The sequence below is a fragment of the Promicromonospora umidemergens genome (assembly GCF_024171995.1).
In the GTDB taxonomy this organism is placed as follows: Bacteria; Actinomycetota; Actinomycetes; order Actinomycetales; family Cellulomonadaceae; genus Promicromonospora; species Promicromonospora umidemergens.
Window position 1 is genome coordinate 138970 of sequence record NZ_JAMTCT010000007.1, and the last position, 22128, is coordinate 161097.

General features: G+C 72.8%; 15 protein-coding genes. 8 read left to right on the plus strand and 7 right to left on the minus strand.

Annotated elements, in window-relative coordinates; all coding sequences use genetic code 11:
• Positions 1-9 precede the first annotated feature (9 nt).
• From APR04_RS14010 to APR04_RS14030, 5 genes are all read left to right on the plus strand, one after another.
• On the plus strand, positions 10-1065 hold the full coding sequence (locus APR04_RS14010; protein ID WP_253871195.1) for a lipid II:glycine glycyltransferase FemX: 1056 nt from the start codon (positions 10-12) through the stop codon (positions 1063-1065).
• A gap of 349 nt (positions 1066-1414) precedes the next feature.
• Entirely contained in the window at positions 1415-2665 is a 1251-nt protein-coding gene (locus APR04_RS14015; RefSeq protein ID WP_253871197.1) for a thiolase family protein, read from the plus strand.
• A 78-nt stretch (positions 2666-2743) separates the two neighbouring features.
• Entirely contained in the window at positions 2744-4825 is a 2082-nt protein-coding gene (locus APR04_RS14020; RefSeq protein ID WP_253871340.1) for a 3-hydroxyacyl-CoA dehydrogenase NAD-binding domain-containing protein, read from the plus strand.
• A gap of 126 nt (positions 4826-4951) precedes the next feature.
• Positions 4952-6751: a potassium channel family protein gene (locus APR04_RS14025; RefSeq protein ID WP_253871199.1), complete on the plus strand. Its 1800-nt coding sequence runs from the start codon at positions 4952-4954 to the stop codon at positions 6749-6751.
• Between the two features lie 57 nt (positions 6752-6808).
• Complete coding sequence (locus tag APR04_RS14030; RefSeq protein ID WP_253871201.1) at positions 6809-8107, plus strand: APC family permease; 1299 nt, start codon at positions 6809-6811, stop codon at positions 8105-8107.
• Here the strand turns inward: APR04_RS14030 and pdxR are convergent.
• Positions 8052-9464, minus strand: coding sequence for a MocR-like pyridoxine biosynthesis transcription factor PdxR (pdxR, locus tag APR04_RS14035; protein WP_253871203.1), 1413 nt, complete (start codon positions 9462-9464; stop codon positions 8052-8054). The two genes, APR04_RS14030 and pdxR, sit on opposite strands and share 56 nt — an antisense overlap.
• Before the next feature lie 132 nt (positions 9465-9596).
• Here pdxR and APR04_RS14040 point away from each other — a divergent pair, with 132 nt between their 5' ends.
• Together APR04_RS14040 and APR04_RS14045 are read left to right on the plus strand one after the other, a co-directional pair.
• Entirely contained in the window at positions 9597-11147 is a 1551-nt protein-coding gene (locus tag APR04_RS14040) for a hypothetical protein (protein WP_253871205.1), read from the plus strand.
• 73 nt (positions 11148-11220) lie between these two features.
• A complete protein-coding gene (locus tag APR04_RS14045; RefSeq protein WP_253871207.1) occupies positions 11221-11853 on the plus strand; it encodes a metallophosphoesterase family protein in 633 nt (210 codons plus the stop codon).
• Positions 11854-11997: 144 nt separating this feature from the next.
• Here the strand turns inward: APR04_RS14045 and APR04_RS14050 are convergent, their stop codons facing one another.
• The 3 genes from APR04_RS14050 to APR04_RS14060 form a co-directional block, all read right to left on the minus strand.
• Positions 11998-12213 (minus strand): helix-turn-helix domain-containing protein, encoded by a 216-nt coding sequence (locus APR04_RS14050; protein ID WP_253871209.1) that lies wholly within the window; start codon positions 12211-12213, stop codon positions 11998-12000.
• 309 nt (positions 12214-12522) lie between these two features.
• On the minus strand, positions 12523-15060 hold the full coding sequence (locus APR04_RS14055; protein ID WP_253871211.1) for a tetratricopeptide repeat protein: 2538 nt from the start codon (positions 15058-15060) through the stop codon (positions 12523-12525).
• Between the two features lie 64 nt (positions 15061-15124).
• Positions 15125-17326 (minus strand): DEAD/DEAH box helicase, encoded by a 2202-nt coding sequence (locus tag APR04_RS14060; RefSeq protein WP_253871213.1) that lies wholly within the window; start codon positions 17324-17326, stop codon positions 15125-15127.
• A gap of 97 nt (positions 17327-17423) precedes the next feature.
• Between APR04_RS14060 and APR04_RS14065 the strand changes: the two genes are divergently transcribed.
• Positions 17424-18068, plus strand: coding sequence for an MSMEG_1061 family FMN-dependent PPOX-type flavoprotein (locus APR04_RS14065; RefSeq protein WP_253871215.1), 645 nt, complete (start codon positions 17424-17426; stop codon positions 18066-18068).
• Here the strand turns inward: APR04_RS14065 and APR04_RS14070 are convergent.
• From APR04_RS14070 to dxs, 3 genes are all read right to left on the minus strand, one after another.
• A complete protein-coding gene (locus APR04_RS14070) occupies positions 18059-18739 on the minus strand; it encodes a GNAT family N-acetyltransferase (RefSeq protein WP_253871217.1) in 681 nt (226 codons plus the stop codon). The genes APR04_RS14065 and APR04_RS14070 overlap by 10 nt on opposite strands.
• Before the next feature lie 232 nt (positions 18740-18971).
• Complete coding sequence (locus APR04_RS14075) at positions 18972-20057, minus strand: carboxylate-amine ligase (protein ID WP_253871218.1); 1086 nt, start codon at positions 20055-20057, stop codon at positions 18972-18974.
• Positions 20054-21964 carry a 1-deoxy-D-xylulose-5-phosphate synthase gene (dxs, locus tag APR04_RS14080; protein WP_253871220.1) on the minus strand — a complete coding sequence of 637 codons (1911 nt, stop codon included), beginning with the start codon at positions 21962-21964 and terminating at the stop codon, positions 20054-20056. The genes APR04_RS14075 and dxs overlap by 4 nt, the downstream gene beginning before the upstream one ends.
• Positions 21965-22128: the final 164 nt, after the last annotated feature.

The window sequence follows — 22128 nt, forward strand, 5'->3', positions numbered from 1 at the left end:
GTCGTCCCCATGCCAGCCCTGTCGGAGCCCATCACGCTCGCCGTCGACGTCGTCACCCAACCTTCGACCTGGGACCGCGAGGTCCTCGCTCTGGGCGGGCACCCGCTCCAGCTGTGGGGATGGGGCGAGGTCAAGGCTGCGGGCAACTGGCGCGCGCACCGGCTGCGGGTGACCGAGGACGGCACCACCGTCGGCCTCGCCCAGCTGCTCGTGCGGCCGCTGCCGGCCCAGTTCCGGGCGCTCTCGTACGTGCCGCGCGGCCCCGTCGTCGCGCACCACGACGGCGAGACGGCGCAGGCGGTCTTCGGCGTCGGCGACAGCGCCACCCGCAACGCCGTGACGAACACCGTCGTCGAGTGGGCGCGCGAGAACGTGGGCGGCGTCGGCATCACCATCGAGCCGGACTGGCCCGCCGGCACCCAGCTGGACCTTGCCGGACGGCGGTACGCGCCGAACCAGATCCTGATCCCGAGCACGCTGATCCTTGACCTCACCAAGTCCGGGGTCGAGCTGCTGGCGGACATGCGCAAGTCCACGCGGTACGAGATCCGCAAGGGTGGCCGTTCGGGTCTCGACATCCGCCGGGTGACGGAGGAGAAGGAGGTGCTGCGCGTGCTCGACGTCTACAAGGAGACCGCCCAGCGCGCCGGCTTCGCCATCCACTCCGACGAGTACTACCTCGACATCCACCGCTCGCTCGGCGAGCAGTCGGTGCTCGTCGCCACCTACGTCGACGACGTGCCCGCGTGCTTCGCGTGGTGCGTCAACTCGGCCAGCACCTCGTTCCTCCTGTACGGCGGCGGCAACGACGCCGGCCGCAAGGCCACGGCCACCGCGCCCACCTACTGGCGCACCATCGAGATCGCGCAGGAGCAGGGCCTCGTGCGGTACGACATGAACGGCCTGCTCAACGACGGCATCAGCGACTTCAAGAAGAGCTTCGCCAAGCACACCGACGAGCTGGTCGGTTCGATCGACGTCCCGTTCTCGCGCTGGTACAACACCTGGAACACCGCTCTGCCGACCGCCAAGCGCGTGGTCCGCAAGCTCCGCGGCAACGGCTGACCGCGACAGGCACCCAGCCCCCAGCAGCCCGCCTCTACCCAGTGATTCGGTCCGAAAACCCGCACGTTCCGGGCCGAATCGCTGGGTAGAGGCGGGCTCTGTGCGTTCGCCGCGAAGGTCGCGCCTACCCAGCGATCTCGCCCGTGGCCCCGCCGAGTTCGGGCGGAATCGCTGGGTAGGACGCTCGCCGAGCCCCCTCGCCGCGCTGGTCGAGACTCCGTTTCAGTAGGACCCGGACCCGGTCTCATCTCGTGCGTGCTTTTTACCGGTACTCGCGGTAGCGTGTATCTCGATCCAGCGGCGTCGCTCACCGGACGTCGCCGTCCCGAAAACCCCAGGAGTTCTGCTGATGACCGCAGCCCCGGAAACACCGCGTGCCCGCCGCGGCGTACGCGACGTCGTCTTTGTCGACGGCGCCCGCACGCCCTTCGGCAAGGCGAAGCCCGACGGCCTCTACGCAGAGACGCGTGCCGACGACCTGATCGTGAAGGTGGTGCGCGAGCTGCTGCGGCGCCACCCCGAGCTCCCCCCGGAGCGCATCGACGAGGTCGCCATCGCCGCCACCACCCAGCAGGGCGACCAGGGCCTCACGCTCGGCCGCACGGTCGGCATGCTCGCAGGGCTCCCCCAGTCCGTGCCTGGCTACGCCATCGACCGCATGTGCGCCGGCGCCATGACCGCCGCCACCACCACCGCAGCCGGCATCGCCATGGGCGCCGCCGACGTCGTGATCGCCGGCGGCGTCGAGCACATGGGCCGCCACCCGATGGGCTTCGACGCCGACGTGAACCCCCGCTTCGTGGCCGAGAAGCTCGTGGACCCGCAGTCGCTCAACATGGGCGTCACGGCGGAGAACCTGCACGACAAGTTCCCGCACCTCACCAAGGAGCGCGCCGACCGGTTCGCCGTCGAGTCGCAGGCCAAGTACGCCAAGGCGCTCGCAGGAGGTGACATCGACCCCGACCTCGTCCCGGTCGCGACCCGCTCCTCCCAGCAGGGCTGGGGCCTGGCCACCGCCGACGAGCTGCCGCGCGCGGAGACCACCTTCGAGTCGATCCAGGGGCTCAAGACGCCGTTCCGCGCGGGCGGCCGGGTCACCCCCGCGACGTCCTCCCCGCTGACCGACGGCGCGACCGGTGCCATCCTCGCGGCCGGCGACGTCGTCGCCGAGCTGGGCCTGCCCGCCCGGATGCGCCTGGTCTCGTACGGCTACGCCGGCGTGCCCCCGGAGATCATGGGCTACGGCCCGGTGCCCTCCACCGACAAGGCGCTCAAGTCAGCCGGGCTGACGATCGACGCCATCGGCCTGTTCGAGCTCAACGAGGCGTTCGCGGTGCAGGTGCTCTCCTTCCTGGACCACTACGGCATCGCCGACGACGACCCGCGCGTCAACCAGTACGGCGGCGCCCTCGCCATGGGCCACCCCCTGGCAGGCTCCGGCGTCCGCCTGATGACGCAGCTCGCCCGGCAGTTCGAGCAGCACCCCGAGGTCCGCTACGGGCTCACCGCCATGTGCGTGGGCCTGGGCCAGGGCGGCAGCGTCATCTGGGAGAACCCGCACCACGCCGACTACTCCGGCCACACGGACGAGGAGAACTGACCAGTGTCTGAGACCCCTTCGACCACCCCCGCCGCTCCCCCGGAGCGGGTGACCCACACGCTGGTCCGCGACGTGCGGATGCCTGGCGGCGCCGGCACCCTCGCACTCGTCACGCTGGACAACGGCCTGGACCACACCAAGCCGAACACGCTCGGGCCGGCCGGCCTGGCGGAGCTCAAGGCAGCCCTCGAGGTGGTCCGCACCCGTGCCGAGTCGGGCGAGATCGCCGCGGTCGGCGTGACCGGCAAGCCGTACTTCGTCGCCGCCGGCGCCGACCTCAAGGGCATCACAGTCGTGAGCGGCCACGACGAGGCCGTGGAGCTCGGCCGGATGGGCCACGCCGCGTACACCATCCTCGGCGACCTGCACGGGACGACCGGTGTGCCCACCTTCGCGTTCGTGAACGGCCTGGCACTGGGCGGCGGCCTCGAGGTGGCGCTGAACTGCGACTACCGCACGGTGGCCTCCGACGCCGCCGCGCTCGGCCTGCCCGAGACCGGCATCGGTCTGGTCCCCGGCTGGGGCGGCGCCTACCTCGTGCCGCGCCTGGTCGGCATCGAGAAGGCCGTCGAGGTCATCCTCACGCGGCCGGCCGCGAACAAGCCGTACAAGCCGGCCGAGGCGCTGCAGATCGGCCTGGTCGACGAGCTGTTCGAGGCGGCCGACTTCCTGGAGCAGTCCATCGTCTGGGCGGCCAAGGTCGTCACCGGCGAGATCGAGGTCCCCCGCCGCGAGCTCGACCCGCAGCCCGTGTGGGACGCCGTCGTCGCCGCGACGAAGGACCGGCTCGACGCCGTCGTCGGCACCTCGCGCCCCGCGCCCCACCGTGCGCTGGAGCTCCTGGCCGCCGCCCGGAACGCGATCAAGACCGACGCGTTCGACGCCGAGGACCAGGCCCTCGCGGACCTGGTCATGACCGACGAGATGCGCGCCAGCATCTACGCGTTCAACCTCGTGGGCGGCGGCAAGAAGCCCCAGGGCGCCCCGGACCCCCAGCTCGCCAGGCCGATCACCAAGGTAGGCGTCGTTGGCGCCGGTCTGATGGCCGCCCAGATGGCGTTCCTCTTCGCCCAGCGCCTCGGCGTGCCGGTCGTCATGCGCGACCTGGACCAGGAGCGCGTCGACAACGGCCTGTCGTTCGTCCGCGAGACCGCGGAGAAGCTCGCCGGCCGCGGGCGCCTGTCGCCCGACGCCGCGGCCCGCATCGTCGCCTCGGTGTCCGGCACCACGGACATCGGCGAGTTCGCCTCGTGCGACTTCGTGATCGAGGCCGTCACCGAGGTCATGGAGCTCAAGAAGAAGGTGTTCGCCGAGCTGGAGGGCGTCATCGCCCCCGAGGCGATCCTGGCGACCAACACCTCGGCGCTGTCCGTCACCGAGATGGCCGCGGACCTGGCCCACCCCGAGCGCGTGGTCGGCATCCACTTCTTCAACCCGGTGGCCCAGATGCCGCTGGTCGAGGTGATCAACGCGGAGCAGACCGCCGACGTGGCCCTCGCCACCGCGTTCGCGATCACGAAGAAGCTCCGCAAGACGGCGGTCATGTCGGCCGACCGCCCGGGCTTCGTCGTGAACCGTCTGCTGCTGCTCGTCATGGGCCAGGTCGTGGACGCCATCGAGGGCGGGACCCCCGTCGAGGTGGCGGACCGGGCGCTCGCGCCGCTCGGCCTCCCGATGCCGACCTTCGAGCTGACCGACCTGGTCGGTCCGGCCGTCGCGCAGCACGTGCTCACCTCACTGCGGGAGAACCTCGGCGACCGCATCCCTGCGTCGGCGGGGCTCGCCAAGATCGTCGAGGACGGGACCCGGGTGGTGCTCGACGCCCCCGCCAAGGGCCTGCCCAAGCCGGTCGACCCGGCCATCCAGGAGTACTTCGGCCCGGCGCTCAGCCCGGGCGAGCCCGGCCGGAACGGGCAGAGCGTGCTCGACGCCGACGGCGTGCTCGACTCCGTCCTCACCGCGCTGACGACCGAGATCGGCCTCATGCTGGAAGAGGGCGTCGTGCCCGGCCCCCAGCAGATCGACCTCGCGATGATCCTCGGCGCCGGCTGGGGCTTCCACACGGGCGGCATCACGCCGTACCTCGACCGCACCGGCTACAGCGAGAAGGTCCTGGGCAAGCGGTTCCTGCCCGACGGCGTGGCGAACGTCCCCGCCTGAGCCGGAAGCGGAACTGCAGGCTCAGGCGGATCAGATAGAGCCTGAGCCTCTGGCACCGGGGCCCTCCGGCAGCAGGCGCACACCTCGTGCGTCCGGTGTCGGAGGGCCCCGCTACGCTCTGCAGACATGACAGACGTCGGACCGGGAACGCACGCGCACTACGTGGTGGTCGGTGACGGTCCGCTCGCTTTTCGCCTGACCAGAGCGCTCAGCACGCGCTACAGGGGCACCGTGACAGTGGTCGTGCCGGACCGTTCCTCCCGGTACGCCCAGGAGATGGCGGACCTCGACCAGGTAGACCTCGTGGAGACCGACCGGGTCGACGAGAAGGCGCTGACCGCGGCCGGCGCGGACCGCGCTGTCGCCGCCGCGCTCGTGGACCAGGACGACGGCGGCAACGTCGCACTGGCGCTCCTGCTCCGCGAGGCCTGGCCACAGCTGCACGTAGTGGTCCGGATCTTCGACGAGTCGCTCGGGCGGCACCTGCAGCGCGACCGCTGCACGGTGCTCTCGGCGTCGGCGTTCGCGGCGCCCGAGATCGTCGGCGCCGCGCTGCGCCGCCTGGTCCGCCTCCCGGTGCAGCACCGCCGCCTCGTCGCCATGCCGGACGCGGAGATGTCCTTGCCCAACCGTATGGTCCTGTTCGCGACCGACGAGGACGGCACCGTCACGGCGCTCCCGAGCGACGAGGAGCTGGCCGGGCTCGCTCCAAAGGTGCTCCTGGCGGACGTCGCCGAGCACGACGTCCTGCCCGAGATCACGGCGGACCTGGAACCGGACGAGGACGAGGTGGACCCGCACCGGCGTCGCCGGTTCGGCGAGTACCTGCGTACCCTGGCGATCACCTCGGGCTGGAACCTGCTGCTCGCTGCCGGGGTCCTCCTCGTGGTCGTGCTCATCGGCGCGGTGACCATGCAGCTCGCGACGGGCTCGTCCTTCTTCGGCGCGCTGTACGAGGCGGTGCTGCCCTCCCTGGCGGGCAGCGACCCCGACCACGACGCGAACCCCGTCGTCAAGGTCACCCAGGTGGTCCTGACCGTCGTGAGCGTCGCCGTCATCCCGTGGGTCACGGGTGTGGTGGTCGACGGCGTCGTGCGGACCCAGCGCCTGCTCGACGCGGGCTCCCCGCTGCACGCGATGTCCGACCATGTGGTCGTCGTCGGCCTCGGCGACCTCGGCACGCGCATCGTCCGGTCCCTGGACCGCCGTGGGGTGCCCGTGGTCGCCGTCGACATCGACGAGTCGGCACGCGGGATCGCGGTGGCGCGGGCCAGGGACGTCCCCGTCGTGATCGGCGACGCCCGCCGGGCGGCGACCCTGCGCGCCGCTTACGTCGATACCGCCCAGGCGGTAGTGGTGGTCACGAGCGGCGGCGCGACGACCATCGGCATCGGCTTCGCCGCCCACTCCATCCCGCGGCCCGAGGACGCCCCGACGCCGCTGCGCACCGTCCTGCGCGTGTACGACAAGGACCTGACGCGCCGCATCCGCCGCGAGATCCCCGACTCGGTGGGACTCAGCTCCTCGTTCCTCGCCGCGCCGTGGTTCGCGGCCTCGATGATCGGCCAGGAGGTCAAGGCGACCATCCCGTACCGGGACCGGGTGCTGGTGCTCGCCGAGCTCGAGGTCGGGACGAACAGTCGCCTCGTCGGCAAGCACTCCGACTCCGTCAATCTCCATGCTGCCGGCGCCGAGAGCGCGGCCGCCACAGAGCACGACACCACGAAGAAGGAGATCAGGAGCCGGCTGCTGGCTGTCCACACGCTCACGTTCGAGAGCGGAGGTGGTGGCCACCTGATCGAGCCGACGGCGGGCCGCTATCTGCAGCCAGGGGACCGGGTGTTCGTCATCGCGACCACGGCCGGGCTGCATCACCTGCGCGAGGAGGCGCGTGAGCGGCCGGGACCCGACCCGGCACCGGACTGAACGACCGGCCGGGAACCGGCCCGTTCGCCGGTCCACCGCGCGCATAGCGTCATGGACATGCACAACGGTCTCAGCGTGCCTCAGGGCGCCGCGCTCACCCTCGGCGCCATGCTCGGCACCGGCGTCATCTCGCTCCCCGCCCTCGCCGCCGACGTGGCTGGCCCGGCCTCTCTGGTGGCCTGGGCGGCGCTCGTCCTCCTGTCGATCCCGCTCGCCACGACGTTCGCGGCCCTCGGGGCACGACACCCGGACGGCGGCGGCGTGGCCACCTACGCCCGCCTCGCGTTCGGCGAGCGGGCGTCCACGATGGTCGGCTGGGCGTTCTACGCGACCATCGCGGTCGGAGCGCCCGCCGCAGCCGGCTTCGCCGGTGCCTACGTCGCCGACGCCACCGGCGGCGGGCCAGGTACCGCCCTGGCCACGACGGTCGCCATCATCACGGTGTGCGCGACGATGAACTGGTTCGACCTGCGCGTGTCCGGCACGGTGCAGCTCGTGATCGCGGGGACGGTGGCGCTCCTGCTGGCCGTGGCCGTCGTCGTGGCGCTGCCGCACGCGCAGCCCGGCCACCTCGCACCGTTCGCACCGCACGGCTGGGGCGCGGTCGGCGCGGCGGCGGCACTGCTGGTCTGGGCCTTCGCCGGGTGGGAGATCCTGGGCTCGCTGTCGGCGGAGTACCGGCGTCCGGCCCGCGACATCCCGCGCGCCACGGCGATCGCCGTGGCCGTCGTGGGCGTGCTCTACCTGGGCGTCGCCTTCGCCACGGTGGCGGTGCTCGGGCCGGCACCCGGGCCCGCGCCGCTCTCGGACCTGCTGGTGCTCGGGTTCGGCGAGCAGGCACGGCCCGTGACCACGGTGCTGGCCGTCCTGCTGACCGTCGGCGCCATCAACGTCTACTTCGCGGGCGGCAGCCGGATCGGCGCCGCCCTCGCCCGGGACGGTGGCCTCCCCGGCTGGCTGGCCGCCCGGCCGGACCGGCCGCCCCGCAGGTCCTTGGCCGTCCTCACGACGCTGGCCGTCGGGACGACGGCGGTGCTGGCCGCCCTGCACCTGCCCACCGACGCCGTGGTCCTCATGGCCTCCGCCACGTTCTCGCTGCTGTACCTGGTGGGCGCGGCGGCCGCCCTGCGCCTCCTGCCCCGCGGGAGCATCGCCTGGTGGTGCGCGGCCGTGTCGCTGCTGGCCGCGCTCGGGCTGCTCGTGATGACCGGGCCGCACATGACCGGTCCGGTGCTCGCCGCGCTCGGCGGCCTCGCCTGGTCGACGTGGCGGCGACGCCGGGCACGGACCGCGGCAGCCGTCACGACGCCAGCAGCCGACCCAGCTCCTGAATGCCTGGCCGGATCGAGCTCGTGACCGCTCCGCCGATCCCGAGCACCACCCCGTCCCGGTGGGGACCCACCGCGAAGGCGGCGAGGGACTCGCACGCGACCGACCGCCGTCGGGCACGGGTCACCAGCGCCCGCGCGTCCACCGGTGAGTCCGCGGACAGGTAGGCCGCCACGTGCAGGCCCGCCGCCGACGGGACCGGCTCGACCGGCAGCTCGGCCAGCGCGTCCAGCAGGATCTCGTGCCGCTCGGTGTAGTGCGCAGAGGCCTTCCGGACGTGCCGGGCCAGCAGGCCGTCGTCGATGAAGCGTGCGAGCGCGGCCTGCACGTGCACGGCCCCGTGTCCGTCGGTGAGCTGGCGGGCCGCGAGCAGCGCGTCGCGCAGCGACGACGGCGCCACCAGGTACCCGACACGCAGGCCCGGCAGCAGCGACTTCGAGAAGGTGCCGACGTAGATCACGTGGCCGTCCCGGTCGAGGGCCTGCAACGACTCCAGCGGCCGGCGGGCGCGGCGGAACTCGCTGTCGTAGTCGTCCTCGACCACCGCTGCACCGTGCCGTACGGCGTGCGCGAGCAGGGCGCGACGCCGGGCGAGCGACAGCGGCATCCCGAGCGGGAACTGGTGCGACGGGGTGGTGTAGACGAGGCGGGCTCGCGGCGGGATCTCGTCCACGACGAGGCCTTCGGCGTCGACGGGCACCGGCACCACTCGCGCCCCGTGCAGCGCGAAGAGCTCGCGCGCGTCGGGGTAGCCCGGGTCCTCCATGGCGACGACGTCCCCCGGCTCGAGCAGCACGCGCGCCACGAGGTCGAGGGCCTGCTGCGCACCGGTCGTCGCGATCACGTCGTCCGGCCCCGCCCGGACCCCGCGGGAGCCGGCCACGTGACGGGCGACGGCCTCCCGGAAGCGCGGCAGGCCCGCCGGGCCGGCGTACGAGCCTGCTGCGGGGCCGCCCGCGCGCGACTCCGCGGTCAGCAGGCGGCGCCAGGTGTCGAACGGGAAGAGGCCGGCGTCGGGGATGCCCACCCGGAAGTCGTGCGCGGGGACCGGCACGTCGCCGCTCGTGGCGCGTGGGGCCCAGCGCCAGCCTGCCCGCGGACGCAGAGCGCCCGGGTTCCGGCGCCGTACGGGCGGGGTGTCGCTCGCGGCCGCCGTGGCGAACGTGCCCGAACCGGCCCGCGTCTCCAGGAAGCCCTCCGCGACGAGCCGCTCGTAGGCTTCTGCGACGCTCGCGCGCGAGACACCGAGGTCCCGGGCCAGGTCCCGGGTCGAGGGCAGCCGCTCCCCCGCGGGGATCCGGCCGGTGGTCAGCGCCGCGTGCAGCGCGCGGTAGATGGCATCGGTGCGTCCGGTGCGCTGGCTCAGATCGACGGCGAGGTCCACCCGCCGATCATTGCCCATCCCGGCGGACAGGACAGCCGCTCATTACGGTTCGGACTCATCGGGGCAATTCACCCGGCTTAACCGCCCTTTCTCGCCAGTTCGAGGCATAAAGGGCACCTAGCATCGCGGCTCATGAGCACTGATCCAGCGCCGACGACGCCCCTTCCCGAGGAGCCTGCCGCAGCGCCCACCGACGCAACGGGAGAGGCTCCGGAGCCGCCCGCGACGTCCCCGGACGCCGACGGCGCCCCTCGACCCGCGGCCCGCCCCCTGACCGCCGCCCTGCTCAACCTGAGCGGGCTCGGTCTCGGCTACCTGCACCTGCGCGCGTGGCTCCGCCTGGTCGTCGCCCTGGCCGCCACGGCTGGGCTCGTCTGGGTCGCGCTGCCGATCGGGCGCGAGCCGATCGCCGTCTGGTGGGCACTCGGCTACCTCGGCGCGCTCGGTCTGTTCGCGCTGGACGCTGCCCTCCTCGCCCGGCACCGGGCACGCCACGAGACGCCGCGGCGCAACGTCTGGACGCCCCGCGCGGCCGGCCGCATCGCGTGGGTAACGCTCGCCGTCGTCCCGCTCCTGGGCGGCGCGTACGTGGTGACGCAGCAGGAGGTGCTGGAGCAGCACCTCGCGCACGACCTGGACCAGGCCGAGGAGAGCCTGGAGGGGAGGCCCAGCGTGTTCGCTGCGTACAAGGACGTCTACGACGCTGCGTACGCGACCTACGTGCGGACCGTCGCTGAGCACCCACGCACACGCGCCGCCGACCGGGTACCGGGACTCGTCGACGGCCTGTACGCCCAGGCCAAGGGGGACGACGCGTGCAACGCCGTCGCGGCGGTGCGGCACTTCGCGGAGCCAGGAACAGCGGAGCCGCTGCGGACCGCCGCACAGCACGAGCTACCCGGCGCCCTGCACGACTGCGGGCTGCGTTCCGCCGAGCGTGGGGTCTTCGCCAGCGCGCGTCCCATGCTCACCGAGCTGCTGGCGGACCACCCGGCGAGCGATCCTGCCCAGGCCCTGCCCGAGGAGCTGGCGGCGTGGCGGGACGACGTCATCAAGAGTCTGAGCAGCAAGGGCGGCTGCTCCGACACGAGGCAAGCCACCGAGTCGACGTCGTTCCTCGCCGGGTTCGACTCCGGCAAGGTCAAGGCGCTGGCGGACGAGGCCCGTACGAAGATCCCGGCTGGGCTGCTCAGGTGCGGCGTGGCGCAGTTCAAGAACGAGCAGTACACGGAGGCACAGGGCGTCCTGAGCACTCTCATCGACGTGTATCCGCGGGCCAAGGACGCGGACTACGCGGAGCGGGTCCAGATCGCTTCGGGCATCGCACGGCTGGACCCGAGAGCGGGCGTCGAGCTGCCCCCGCTCACCGAGCCCGATGGAACCGTCACCCTGACGGTCCACAACTACAGCCCGGACCAGTTCGAGATGGTCTACACGGGGCCGGCCACTGGCGTCATCACCATCGACCCGTGCGAGGACTGCCACCACTACGCAAAGGGCGACCAGCCGGAGTGCGTCGGCTACTCGCTCACGGTCCCGAGCGAGACCGTGACCATCCCCGCGGGCGACTACATCACGGCCACCCGGCAGGACGGCACCATCCTCGACTGGGAAGGCGGGAGCCTCGGCAAGGAGAGCTACACGGCCGACGGCGGGCTCTGCACGTGGACCCATGAGCGCTGAGCACCTGGCACGTCCCCGTGCCGCCGAATTCGCTTTCCTCGGCGGCACGGGAGCGGGTTGAATGCGTTCCGACATGACTACGTACTTCACGTCCGACCAGCACTTCGGGCACCTGAACATCATCCGGTTCTGCGACCGCCCGTTCCCCGGCGTCGGCGCGATGAACTCCCGGCTCGTCCAGCTCTGGAACGAGACGGTCACCGACGACGACACCGTGTGGGTGCTCGGCGACGTCGCCCTCGGTGCGCTCGACGAGTCGCTCGCCCACATCGGCCGGCTGGCGGGACGCAAGCTCCTGGTGCCCGGAAACCACGACCGCTGCTGGGAGGGTGAGCGCGCGCTGCGCAAGGGCGACCCGGAGGCGCGCGAACGGCGTCGGGCCAAGGAGAGGCAGCGGTACCTGGACGCGGGCTTCGCCGAGATCCACGACCGGCCCGAGCCGGTCACCGTGGGCGGGCACAGCGTCGTGCTGTCGCACTTCCCGTACGAGGGCGACTCGCACGGCGAGGACCGGTTCGTCGAGTACCGGCCGGCGGACCAGGGCGCCTGGGTGGTGCACGGCCACGTGCACGACACCTGGCGCCGGCGCGGCCGGCAGATCAACGTCGGCGTCGACGCGTGGGGCGGACGTCCAGTACCTGCCGAGGTCATCGCCGGTCTGCTGACCGAGAGCTCGTCCGACCTGGAGCCGCTGAGCTGGGTGTGAGCCGGCCCCAGCCCGAAATGACAAGAGCGCACGTTCTCAGGTGATGAACGTGCGCTCAGGCGTCAGGGTGTGCGGCGTCGCTGGTGTGCGAGGCGCACCCGGTGCGTCAGCGGAAGCGCCAGAGCGCGGACCGCCGCGCGGGGGTCATGCGGATACGAGGGACTCCGAGTCGCGGTGCTCCCGGTCCGACTTGTAGGACGCGATCTCCGCTGCGTTGAACATGAGGTCCGCCCCGACCATGTGGTAGTCGATCTCGCCCGCCTCGAGGAGATCGATGACGTGCAGCTTCGACACCCCCAGCAACCGCGCGGCTTCGAGCGCGGTCAGGTCCTCGTGCGGCCTGTTGACTTCGGTTTCCAATGTGATCTCGTTCACACCGCCAGTCTTACGTGTCGGTACCGTCCGAGTCCAGTCGAATCGGTGCGAGTTCCGACATCCGTCCGATGATTCTTTTCTACACGTCGTCGAATTCGCGGGAAACCGGCTCCAGGCTGCGCGCAGCGACAAACCAGGCAATACAATTCTCGCCGCAATTCACACCCTCCAGCTGCCGCGAACCAAAAGTTCGGCAACCATTCCTGACAAATGCTTGGTAAGGAACTTTCACCCCAACGTCTAGCGGTTTCCGGACGCTTGAGTACAGAGCCAGCAAGCCCCCGACGCGCCTCTCTACGGGGCCGGCGACCCAACCAGTTCCTCTGCCTCGGCCCTGGCCCGCTGCGCCTCGTCGAACCGCTCCTGGTCGTGCAGTGCGAGCGTCAGCACCCGCAGCGCTTCCGCCAGCCGCGGCCGGTACCGCGCCGCGTCGTCCGTGGCGAGCTCGCGCAGCAGCGCGACAGCCTCGCACGCCGGCGGGACCGCTTCGTCCCCGAGCCGGAGGACGGCGAAGGCGGAGCTCACGTTCGTCAACGACTGCGCCAGCCGGGGACGGTAGCGGTCCGGCTCGGAGCCGACCAGCCCGCGCCAGGTCCGAGTCGCCTCGCGCTCCACGTCGAGCGCGTCCTGCGGCCGGCCCAGCCGGGCGTGGGTGACGCCGACGGCGGACAGGGCGTCGGCCAGGTCGGGCACGTATCGTGCGGGGTCGTCGGCCACGAGCCGGCGCCGCACCTCGACGGCCTCCTGCTGGAGGTCGAGGCCCTCCGCACGCCTCCCGGCGTCGGCGAGCCGGGTGCCCAGGGACTGGAGCGAGCGAGCGAGGTCCGGCAGGTACCGACCCGGGTTCTCCTGGGCGGTCCGGCGCCGGATCTCGACGGCCTCTTCGAGGTACGGCAGGGCTTCCTCGGCTCGCCCCTGGTCGGCGAGCACACTGCCCATGACCTGCAGCGAGTCCCCTAGGCCGGACAGGTGCTCGTCCGGGTCCGCGGCCGCCAGCCGCCGCCGGATCTCCAGCGACTCCGCCGCGGGCTCGTGCGCCTCCCGCGCCCGGCCGAGCTCCAGCAGCCGCCGCGCGACGTTCATCAGGGCCAGGGCGAGGGCCCAGGCGAACCGCTCCGGGTTCGCGCGGGAGAGCTCTCGCCACAGCCGTGCCGCCTCACGGCTCGGCTCGAGCGCCGCGAGGGGCCTGCCCAGCTCGGCGAACGTCACGGCAAGGTTCGACACGGCCATGGTCAGGTCGAGCGTGACGACGCCAGGGCGGTCCGCGGCGACGAGCCGGAGCAGGTCCACCGACTCCTCCACGCAGCGCAGCGCCTCCTGCGGACGGCCCTGGTCGGAGTACGTGGTGCCCAGGTTGACCAGCAGAGCGGCCAGGCGCAGCCGGAACCGGTGCGGGTCCGCCGCGGCCAGCTCGCGGAACAGGGCGAGGGCCTCGCGCTGGTACTGCTCGGCGTCGGTGGCGCGGCCGACCTCGCCGAGCGCGACGCCGACGTCGCGCAGCGCCTCGGCGCGACTCGGCAGGTCACCGACCGGGGTGGCGGCGAGCGTACGGAGCGTGAGCTCGGCGCGCAGCTCGCCGAGCGCCAACGACGGGTACGGGAGCACCCCGGAGACCGAACGCAGCGTGTCGTGCTCCTCCGGGAGGGCGGCGATCGCCGCGCCGAGCCGGTCCAGCGCCGCGCCCTGGTCCTCGGACGGTCCGCCCGGCTGCTCCACGACGATGCCGGCCGCGCGCAGGGCCGCTCTCCGGGCCGCCGCCGCGCCCGCCCCCGCCAGGCACGCCCCGAGCAGCTCCGGCACGTCCGTGAGCTCCGCCAGCAGATGGGGGTCCACCAGTCGTCCGGGCAGGGCGCGGTGCGGGTCCAGGTCGAGCAACCACCGGCCGACGTCGCCCTCCGCGCCCGGCCGCACGCCCGGCACGACGGCCGAGACGCGGCGCACGAGGTTCTCCGCGGCGTCCGGCGTCCGCACACCCGTGAGGGTCGCCGCGGCCACGAGCCCGTCCATAGCCTTCGGCAGGAATCCGGCCTCGCCCAGCACGCCCGCTTCTTCTGCCGAGCGGAACCAGCTCCAGCGCTCGTGCTCGAGCAGCTCACCGAGCGCGTCGGACACGTCGACCGGCAGCGCGCCCCGGGGCGCCCGCGCCTGCGCCTGCGCGCGCAGCACCGCGCAGAGGGCAGCCGCCTGCAGGTCCAGCATCCGCGCCCCGCCACCGGGCACCGAGGCGACGGCGACCCGTGGCGCGGCGAGCCCCAGAGCCCGGGCGTACGGCTGCACGAACGCCGCCACGAGGCGGGCGTCCACCTGGCCCGGGAACACCTCGGCACCGAGGTCGCCTCGGGCCCGGGCAGGCTCCAGCAGCGCGCGGACGGTCACGTCGGCCATGCTGAGCCGGCTGAACCACTCGCCGGCGCCACGTGCGACCAGCAGGACACGGAGCGCTCCGGCGCGGTCTCGCGCCGCCGCACGCAGCAGGTCCGCGAGCGCCGGGCCGCGCGTCTCCGCGTCGTCGATCAGGAGGAGGGCGGGGGCGCCGTCGGGTACGGCGGCCAGTGCGGCGGGCTCGGCGCCGTCGGGCACGTCGAGGCAGGTCCAGCCGGCGTGCGCCAGCCTGTGGGCAACCTCGCGGGCCAGGCGCGTCTTTCCGACGCCGCGCGGGCCGCTGATCAGCCGGACCGCTACCGGGTCGGGGCCGCTGCACCAGTCGATGAGCGATATCAGCTCGGCGGCGCGCCCCACGAACGGCACGATGCGTCGTGCCGGCGCGAGCAGGCGCCCGGGCGACCCGGCGTCGGCGACGGCCGCGCCGGGCTGTGACGTCGAGATGGACACGACGTCAGTGAACCCCAATCCCGATCGAACCGGTATCACACCCGTATGGGTACCGACGGCCCCCTCATGGTGTGCGTCCGAGCCGCTCCTGCTCCTCGGCCAGGATGGTGCGCGACAGCGAGGTCTCGGTCGGCGCTGCGACGTCCACCGCCGACGGCGCTGCGTCGGTGATCTCGGACTGGCGGGCGAACTCCTCGAACAGTGCGGACTTGGATCCGAGGATCTCCATCATCCGCTGGTCCACGGAGTGCTCGACCAGGAGCCGGTGCACCTGGACGGTGCGGGTCTGGCCCATGCGGTGCGCGCGGGCGACGGCCTGCGCCTCGATGGTGGGCTTGACCTGGGGCTCGCAGAAGATGACCACGCTCGCGGCCTGCACGTTCAGCCCGACTCCCCCGGCGGTGATCTGGCTGACCAGCACGGACGGCCCGTCGGCTTCGGACAGGGCGTCCACCATGGTCTGCCGCTCGGGCACGGGCACCGACCCGGTCAGGGGGCCGACGGCCAGGTCGCCGAGCAGGTCCATGACCTGTTCCAGGACCGACAGGAAGTAGGAGAAGACGATGACGCGGCGGCCGCCGTCGACCGCCTCGGTGACGAGCTCGCGCAGGCGCACGAGCTTCGCGGACTCGTCCGTGTCCGCCACCGCGAAGGCGGCTCGCCGCATCGCCATGAAGTTCCCGGCCAGGACGGCGTCGCGGTAGGCGGCGCCGTCGACCGGGCCGAACTGCTCCCACTCCTCGACCTGCACCATCTCGGGCAGCTCGGTGAGCACGTCCTCCTGGTTGCGGCGCAGGTAGGCGGGCGCGACGATCCGGCGGAAGGCCTTCGCCCCGGACAGCCCGGCGTTGGGGTCGAGCTGTGCGGCGACCTCGGGCTGCAGGTAGCCGACCATGTTCTTGAACTCGGCGACCTTGTTCTCCATCGGCGTGCCGGACAGGAACAGGACGCGGTCGGAGCGGTCGGCCCAGCGCCGCACCTCGCGGCCGCGGATGGTCTCGGGGTTCTTCACGTAGTGCGCCTCGTCCACGACCAGGAGCGCCGGCGTCAGGTCGTACGGGAGGTCGAGCCGTCCCAGCACCTCGAACGTCGTGATCGCCACACCGCCGCCGTCCAGCCAGGCCGCTGCGGCCTGCTCCCGGTCGTTGCCGTGCATCACCACTGCCGTCAGGCCGGAGTGCTGCTCCACCTCGCGCTTCCAGTTGGTGACGACGCTCGCCGGGCACACCACCAGCACGTGCGTCCCGCCCGTCGCGACGAGGTGCGCGGCCACGGCGATGGACTGCATGGTCTTGCCGAGCCCCATCTCGTCGCCGAGGATGGTGCGCCGCTGCACCAGCGCGTACTTGGCGCCGAACTGCTGGTAGCCGCGCAGGTTGGCGCGCAGCAGGGTGCGGTCCAGCGGTTGCGCCTCGACCCGCCGCACGACGTCGGCGGGCAGGCCGCCCTCGGCGGCCTCGTGGTCGTCGCCCAGGTCCACGACCTGCGACAGCAGCCCGTAGTACTCGGCGGACCGGGCCTCGAAGTCCGCCCAGACCTCCGCGCTCTCGGGCGGCTGCCCGACGGCGGTGCGCACCGCCCGCGCGTCGTCGGTCAGTCGTGCGAGCGCCACCTGGTCCGCGAGCGCGGAGACGGCCGCGAAGGCTGCGGCCTTGCGGTCGGCGGGCGCCACGAGGCGCCGCCAGAGGCTCGTGGCGAGGCCCGCAGGCTCCAGCTGTCCCGGCACGACGGCGGCCACGCGGCGTGCCTCGTCGAGGTGCCGGTGCCGGGCATCGGTGGCCAGCCCGAAGGCGTACAGGGACTGGACGAGCACGGTGGCGTACGGGTCGTCGGGGTCGACGTCGATGCGGAACCGCAGATCGCCGTCCACATCGGAGGCGAGCTCGCGGGCCGCGGCAGTGGCGAGCTTCGCGGTTCCCGCGCCGATGCCCGCCTCGACGAGCCGGTCGGTGCCCGCGACGAGCACCTGGGTGACGTGCTTGAACCCGGCCTTCTCCAGGACGGCGACCCGCAGCTTCTTGCGCCGGTCCTCCAGGGCCGTGACGCCGACCGAGCGGAGGTCTGCGTGGACCCGCACCTCGCGCGTGGCCGTGTAGGCGTCGCGGACGCGCTCGCGCAGGCCGACGTCGGCGGTGGTAAGGAGTCGCGCGTCGTCGAGCAGCGCCTGCGCCTGTCCCACGACGCGGCGGGCCGCGCGTGCCTTCCAGGGCCGTGGTGGGCCGGTGGGGGCAGCTGCTGGGCTGGGGAGGGTCGTCTGCTCGGTCATGGCGCTGCGAGCGTACCCGGATGGTCTGACATGCCCCATTCGCGATGTACGTGCTGTTCCCTGGCCGCGTCGGTGTGCCCGGTCTAGGTTGGGGACCATGACTGACCAGCCGAGCAGGTTCGGCGGAACTCCTGTGACGACCGTCGAGGAGCTCCGCGAGATCATCCCGCCACCACTGGGCGCTGCCGCGGGCAAGGTACGCACCGCCCTGCACGACCTCGACCGGCAGTGGCTCGCGGCGTCGCCGCTGTGCCTGGTCGCGACGTCGGACGCCGAGGGCAACCTCGACGTCTCCCCCAAGGGTGACCCGGCGGGCTCGCTGGTGCGCATCCTCGACGAGCGCACGATCGCCATCCCGGAGCGCCCCGGCAACCGGCGCACCGACGGGTACCTCAACGTGCTCGCCAACCCGCACGTGGGTCTCGTCTTCGTGATCCCGGGCCGCGGCGACACGCTGCGGGTCAACGGCTCGGCGCGCATCGTGCGCGACGCGCCCTACCTCGCCGACCTCCAGGTGCGCCGCAACGTTCCGGTGCTGGCGCTGGAGGTCGACATCCAAGAGGTCTTCCACCACTGCTCCAAGGCGTTCCTGCGCGCCAAGGCCTGGGACCCCGACGCGTGGGACCTGGAGACCGTGCCCCGCCGCGCCGTGATCGCACACACCCTCGAGCGGCAGCACCAGACGCTCGAGCAGGTCGAGGAGCACTACGGCCCCAGGTACGCCGAGACGATCTACGGCTGAGGGTCCTTCGACCCCGGATCCATCTGGAGCATCGCCCGGACCGGCGCGACACCCTCCAGCGTGACGTCGAGCCGGTGCACGTCCGGCCGCGCCGCCCACGCCCGGCGAGTCATGCGGTACCGGTTCTCGGTGGCCACCTCGCCCTGCCGATCCTGCGGGAAGACGCCGTTCGGGGCGTAGCCGAGCGACCGCGTCACCCCGTTGGACTCGGGGTTGTCGTCGAACGCCTCGGTCGTCGCGTCCGCGGCGTCGAACCCGTCGAACAGCAGGTGCAGGGCCATCAGCCGCATCCGCTTGCCGATGCCCTGGCCATGGTGCCGCAGGCCGAGCCAGGAGCCGGTCCCTGCCGAACGGGTCACGGGAAAGCCCTTGGCGCCCACGCTCTGGGCGCCGACCGGCTCACCATCGCGGAAGACCGCGAGCTCCAGGCTCCACGCGTCGGACCCCACCTTGCCCCGCGCCGACCAGTGGAACTGCAGGAAGTTGCGGCGCACCTCGTCCGGCTCGCCGACGTTCCACGGGAACAGGAACGGCCGTCGCTCGGGCGGGTGGATCCCGGCCACGACGACGTCGGCCAGGCGCAGCAGCTCGGCGTCGTCGGGCAGGCGCAGCTCGAGGTCGCCGCAGGCGACCCGGAGGCCGAACGTCGGGAAGGCGGTGGCGAGGTCCATGCGCCTACCGTTGCCGCAGCCGCAGTCCCGGACAACCTGATTTCACTCCCGGCCCAGCCTGAGAAAGATCAGGCCGGCTCGGCGCTGGGTGAGGTATACCCAGGCGAGGGGTGCCAGGTGCCAGCGGCAGATCGCTGCCGAGGTCGGCCTGTCCAGGGCCGCAGTCTCCGACCGGTTCCGCGGGCGGACTCCCTGGACGCTGGACCAGGTCGGCGCGCGCTCCCGCCTCAGCTCACTCCAGCGTCGCGTCCGCCGCACGCCGCGCGACCGCCGCAAGGTCGCCGCCCGCCGCGGCCGCCCAGGAACGCTGGCGCGTCGCGGCGTCGCCGCCGGACCAGAGACCGCCCAGCAGCTCCGTGACGGCGTCGAGGTCGCCCAGGTCCACCAGCGCCTCACGGACATGGTCCACCAGCGCACCGACGACGTCGTGCGCCGGAGCCGGCCGCCAGGTCCGGGGATCCACGAGGTCACCGCCGAGGCCCGAGCGGCCCGCCCGCCAGAGTGCGGTGCGCAGGACCTCGACCGGCACGTCGGGCGCCGGGGAGTCCGCCGCCCGCGCCGCCGTCTCCACGAGCCCGCGGGCCAGCGCGGCCAGCAGCGTCGCCGTGTCGGCGGAGAGGCAGACGTCGGCGACCCGGATCTCGACGGTGGGATAGCGCGCCGACAGGCGGGCGTCGAAGTAGACCATCCCCTCGTCCAGGATGGTGCCGGTCGCGACGAGGCCCTCGACGGCCGCGTGATACGCCTCCGGGGTGCCGAAGCGCCGCGTCGGTCCCGCCGTGTGCCAGCGGGACCAGACCTGGGAGCGAAAGCTCGCGTACCCGGAGTCGACGCCCATCCAGTACGGCGAGTTCGCCGACAGCGCCAGCAGGGGCGCGAGCCACGGCCCGATGCGGTCCAGCACCGCGACGCCCTCGGTGTCGTCGGCCACCGCGACGTGCACGTGGCAGCCGCTGGTGAGCTGTTCGCGGGCGGTCAGCCCGAACTCCGCGCGCGCGGCGAGGTAGCGGAGCTTGTCCACCGTCGTGCCGTCGAACGCCAACGGTGAGGTGGCGAGCGCCGCGACCCGGGCGCCGTGCCGGTCCGCTGCGGCTTGCGCACCGGCCCGGCCCTCCCGGATCGCCGTGGCGATCTCCTTGAGCGTGGACCGCGGCGGTGTGGCGGTCTCGAGCTGCTCCTCCATGAGCTCGTGCTCGAGCGGACCGTCGGCCGGCTCGGCGCTGCCGAGCACGTCCCGGGCCCGCGGGACCGGGGTCCCGTCGTGCCCGACCAGCATCAGCTCCTCCTCGACGCCGACCGAGCGTGCCGAGTCCGTCACAGCAGCGCCAGTGCGGCCAGCGCGTCGCGTGTGGCGTCCGCCGCGGTCATGCGCTGGGCCCTGACGATGTGGTCACGGCTCGCGTGGTCGAGGAAGGCCACCGGCAGGCCCACGTGGACCTGCGGCGCACCGATGCCCTGCTCCCCCGCGCGCTGCGCGAGCATGTCGCCCACACCGCCGTCGACCACGCCGTCCTCCAGCGTGACCACCAGGTCGTGCTCGCCGCAGAGCTTGACCAGGTTCGCCGGGACGGGCAGCACCCAGGTCGGCGACGCGACGGTCACCTCGACGCCGTGCGCAGCGAGCGCAGCGCCGGTCTCGATGGCGCAGCCCGTCATGGCGCCCACGCCGACCACGAGCACCCGGCGGGCCGGGGCACTCGTCGAGCCCTTCCCGCCGGTCGAGCCTGTCGAGGCCTCGAACCGCCCGACGACGTCCACGCCGTCGAGCTCCTCGAGGGCCGGGATGTCGTCGCCGAGCGCCCCCTTGGGGTAGCGGACCACGGTGGGCGCGTCGTCGACGTCGACCGCCGTGCGCAGGGCCGCGCGCAGGGTCGTCTCGTCGCGGGGTGCGGCCAGGCGCAGGCCGGGCACGATCCGCAGCATCGCCATGTCCCACATGCCGTTGTGGCTGGCGCCGTCGTCGCCGGTGATGCCCGCGCGGTCCAGGACGAAGGTGACGCCGGCCTTGTGCAGCGCCACGTCCATGAGCACCTGGTCGAACGCCCGGTTCAGGAACGTCGCGTAGACGGCGACGACGGGATGCAGCCCGGCGAAGGCCATGCCTGCGGCCGACGTCGCGGCGTGCTGCTCGGCGATCCCGACGTCGAAGGTCCGCTCGGGGAACTGCTGCTGGAACGGCGCGAGGCCGACGGGGTGCAGCATGGCGGCGGTGATCGCGACGACGTCGGGCCGGCGGCGGCCGATCTGCACGATCTCGTCCGCGAAGACCTTGGTCCAGCCGAACCGGCTGGGCGCGACGGGCAGCCCGGTCTCGGGGTGGATCGCCCCGACCGAGTGGAACCGGTCCGCGATGTCCTCCTCTGCGGGGGTGTAGCCGCGGCCCTTCTCGGTGATCGCGTGCACGATCACGGGCCGGCCGAACGCCTTGGCGCGGCCGAGCGCCCGCTCTAGCGCCTCGGTGTCGTGGCCGTCGACGGGGCCGATGTACTTGATGCCGAGGTCCTCGAACAGGCCCTGCGGTGCCACGACGTCCTTGAGGCCCTTCTTCAGGCCGTGCAGCCAGCGCCAGGCGAAGCGCCCGGGCGGGCCGGAGCGGTGCAGGGCGCGCGTGCCCCAGCTGAGGAACGCCTCGTAGCCGCTGGTGGTGCGCAGCGTGTCGAGGTGGTTGGCGAGCCCGCCGATGGTCGGCGAGTAGGACCGGCCGTTGTCGTTGACGACGACCACGAGCTTGCGGTCGCGGCTCTCCGCGATGTTGTTCAGCGCCTCCCAGGCCATGCCGCCGGTGAGCGCGCCGTCGCCGATGACGGCGACCACGTGGTCGTCCTTGCCGCGCACCCGGTTGGCCTTGGCGATGCCGTCCGCCCAGGACAGTGCGGTGGAGGCGTGGGAGTTCTCCACGACGTCGTGCACGGACTCGGCGCGGCTCGGGTAGCCCGACATGCCGCCGCGCTTGCGCAGCTCGGAGAAGTCCTGGCGGCCCGTGAGCAGCTTGTGCACGTAGGCCTGGTGGCCGGTGTCGAACACGATGGAGTCGCGCGGCGAGTCGAAGACCCGGTGCATGGCGATCGTCAGCTCGACGACGCCGAGGTTGGGGCCGAGGTGGCCACCCGTGCGCGAGACGCTCTCCACGAGGAATCTGCGGATCTCCTCTGCGAGCTCCGGCATCTGGCCGGGCGTCATCGCCCGGACGTCCTTGGGCGAACGAATGTCGCTCAGCAGCCCCATGCTCGTCCTTTCGTCGTGCCCCCAGCGGGGGAATCGGGGCCCCACTCTAAGGGGCTCCGACCTCTCCACTGTGCCACGAGAGCGTCGCCTCCCACGCCTGTCTGCGATACCTCCACAACGATGTGGCCGGACTCATAGGCAGGGCGGGAAGAACTCCCTACCCT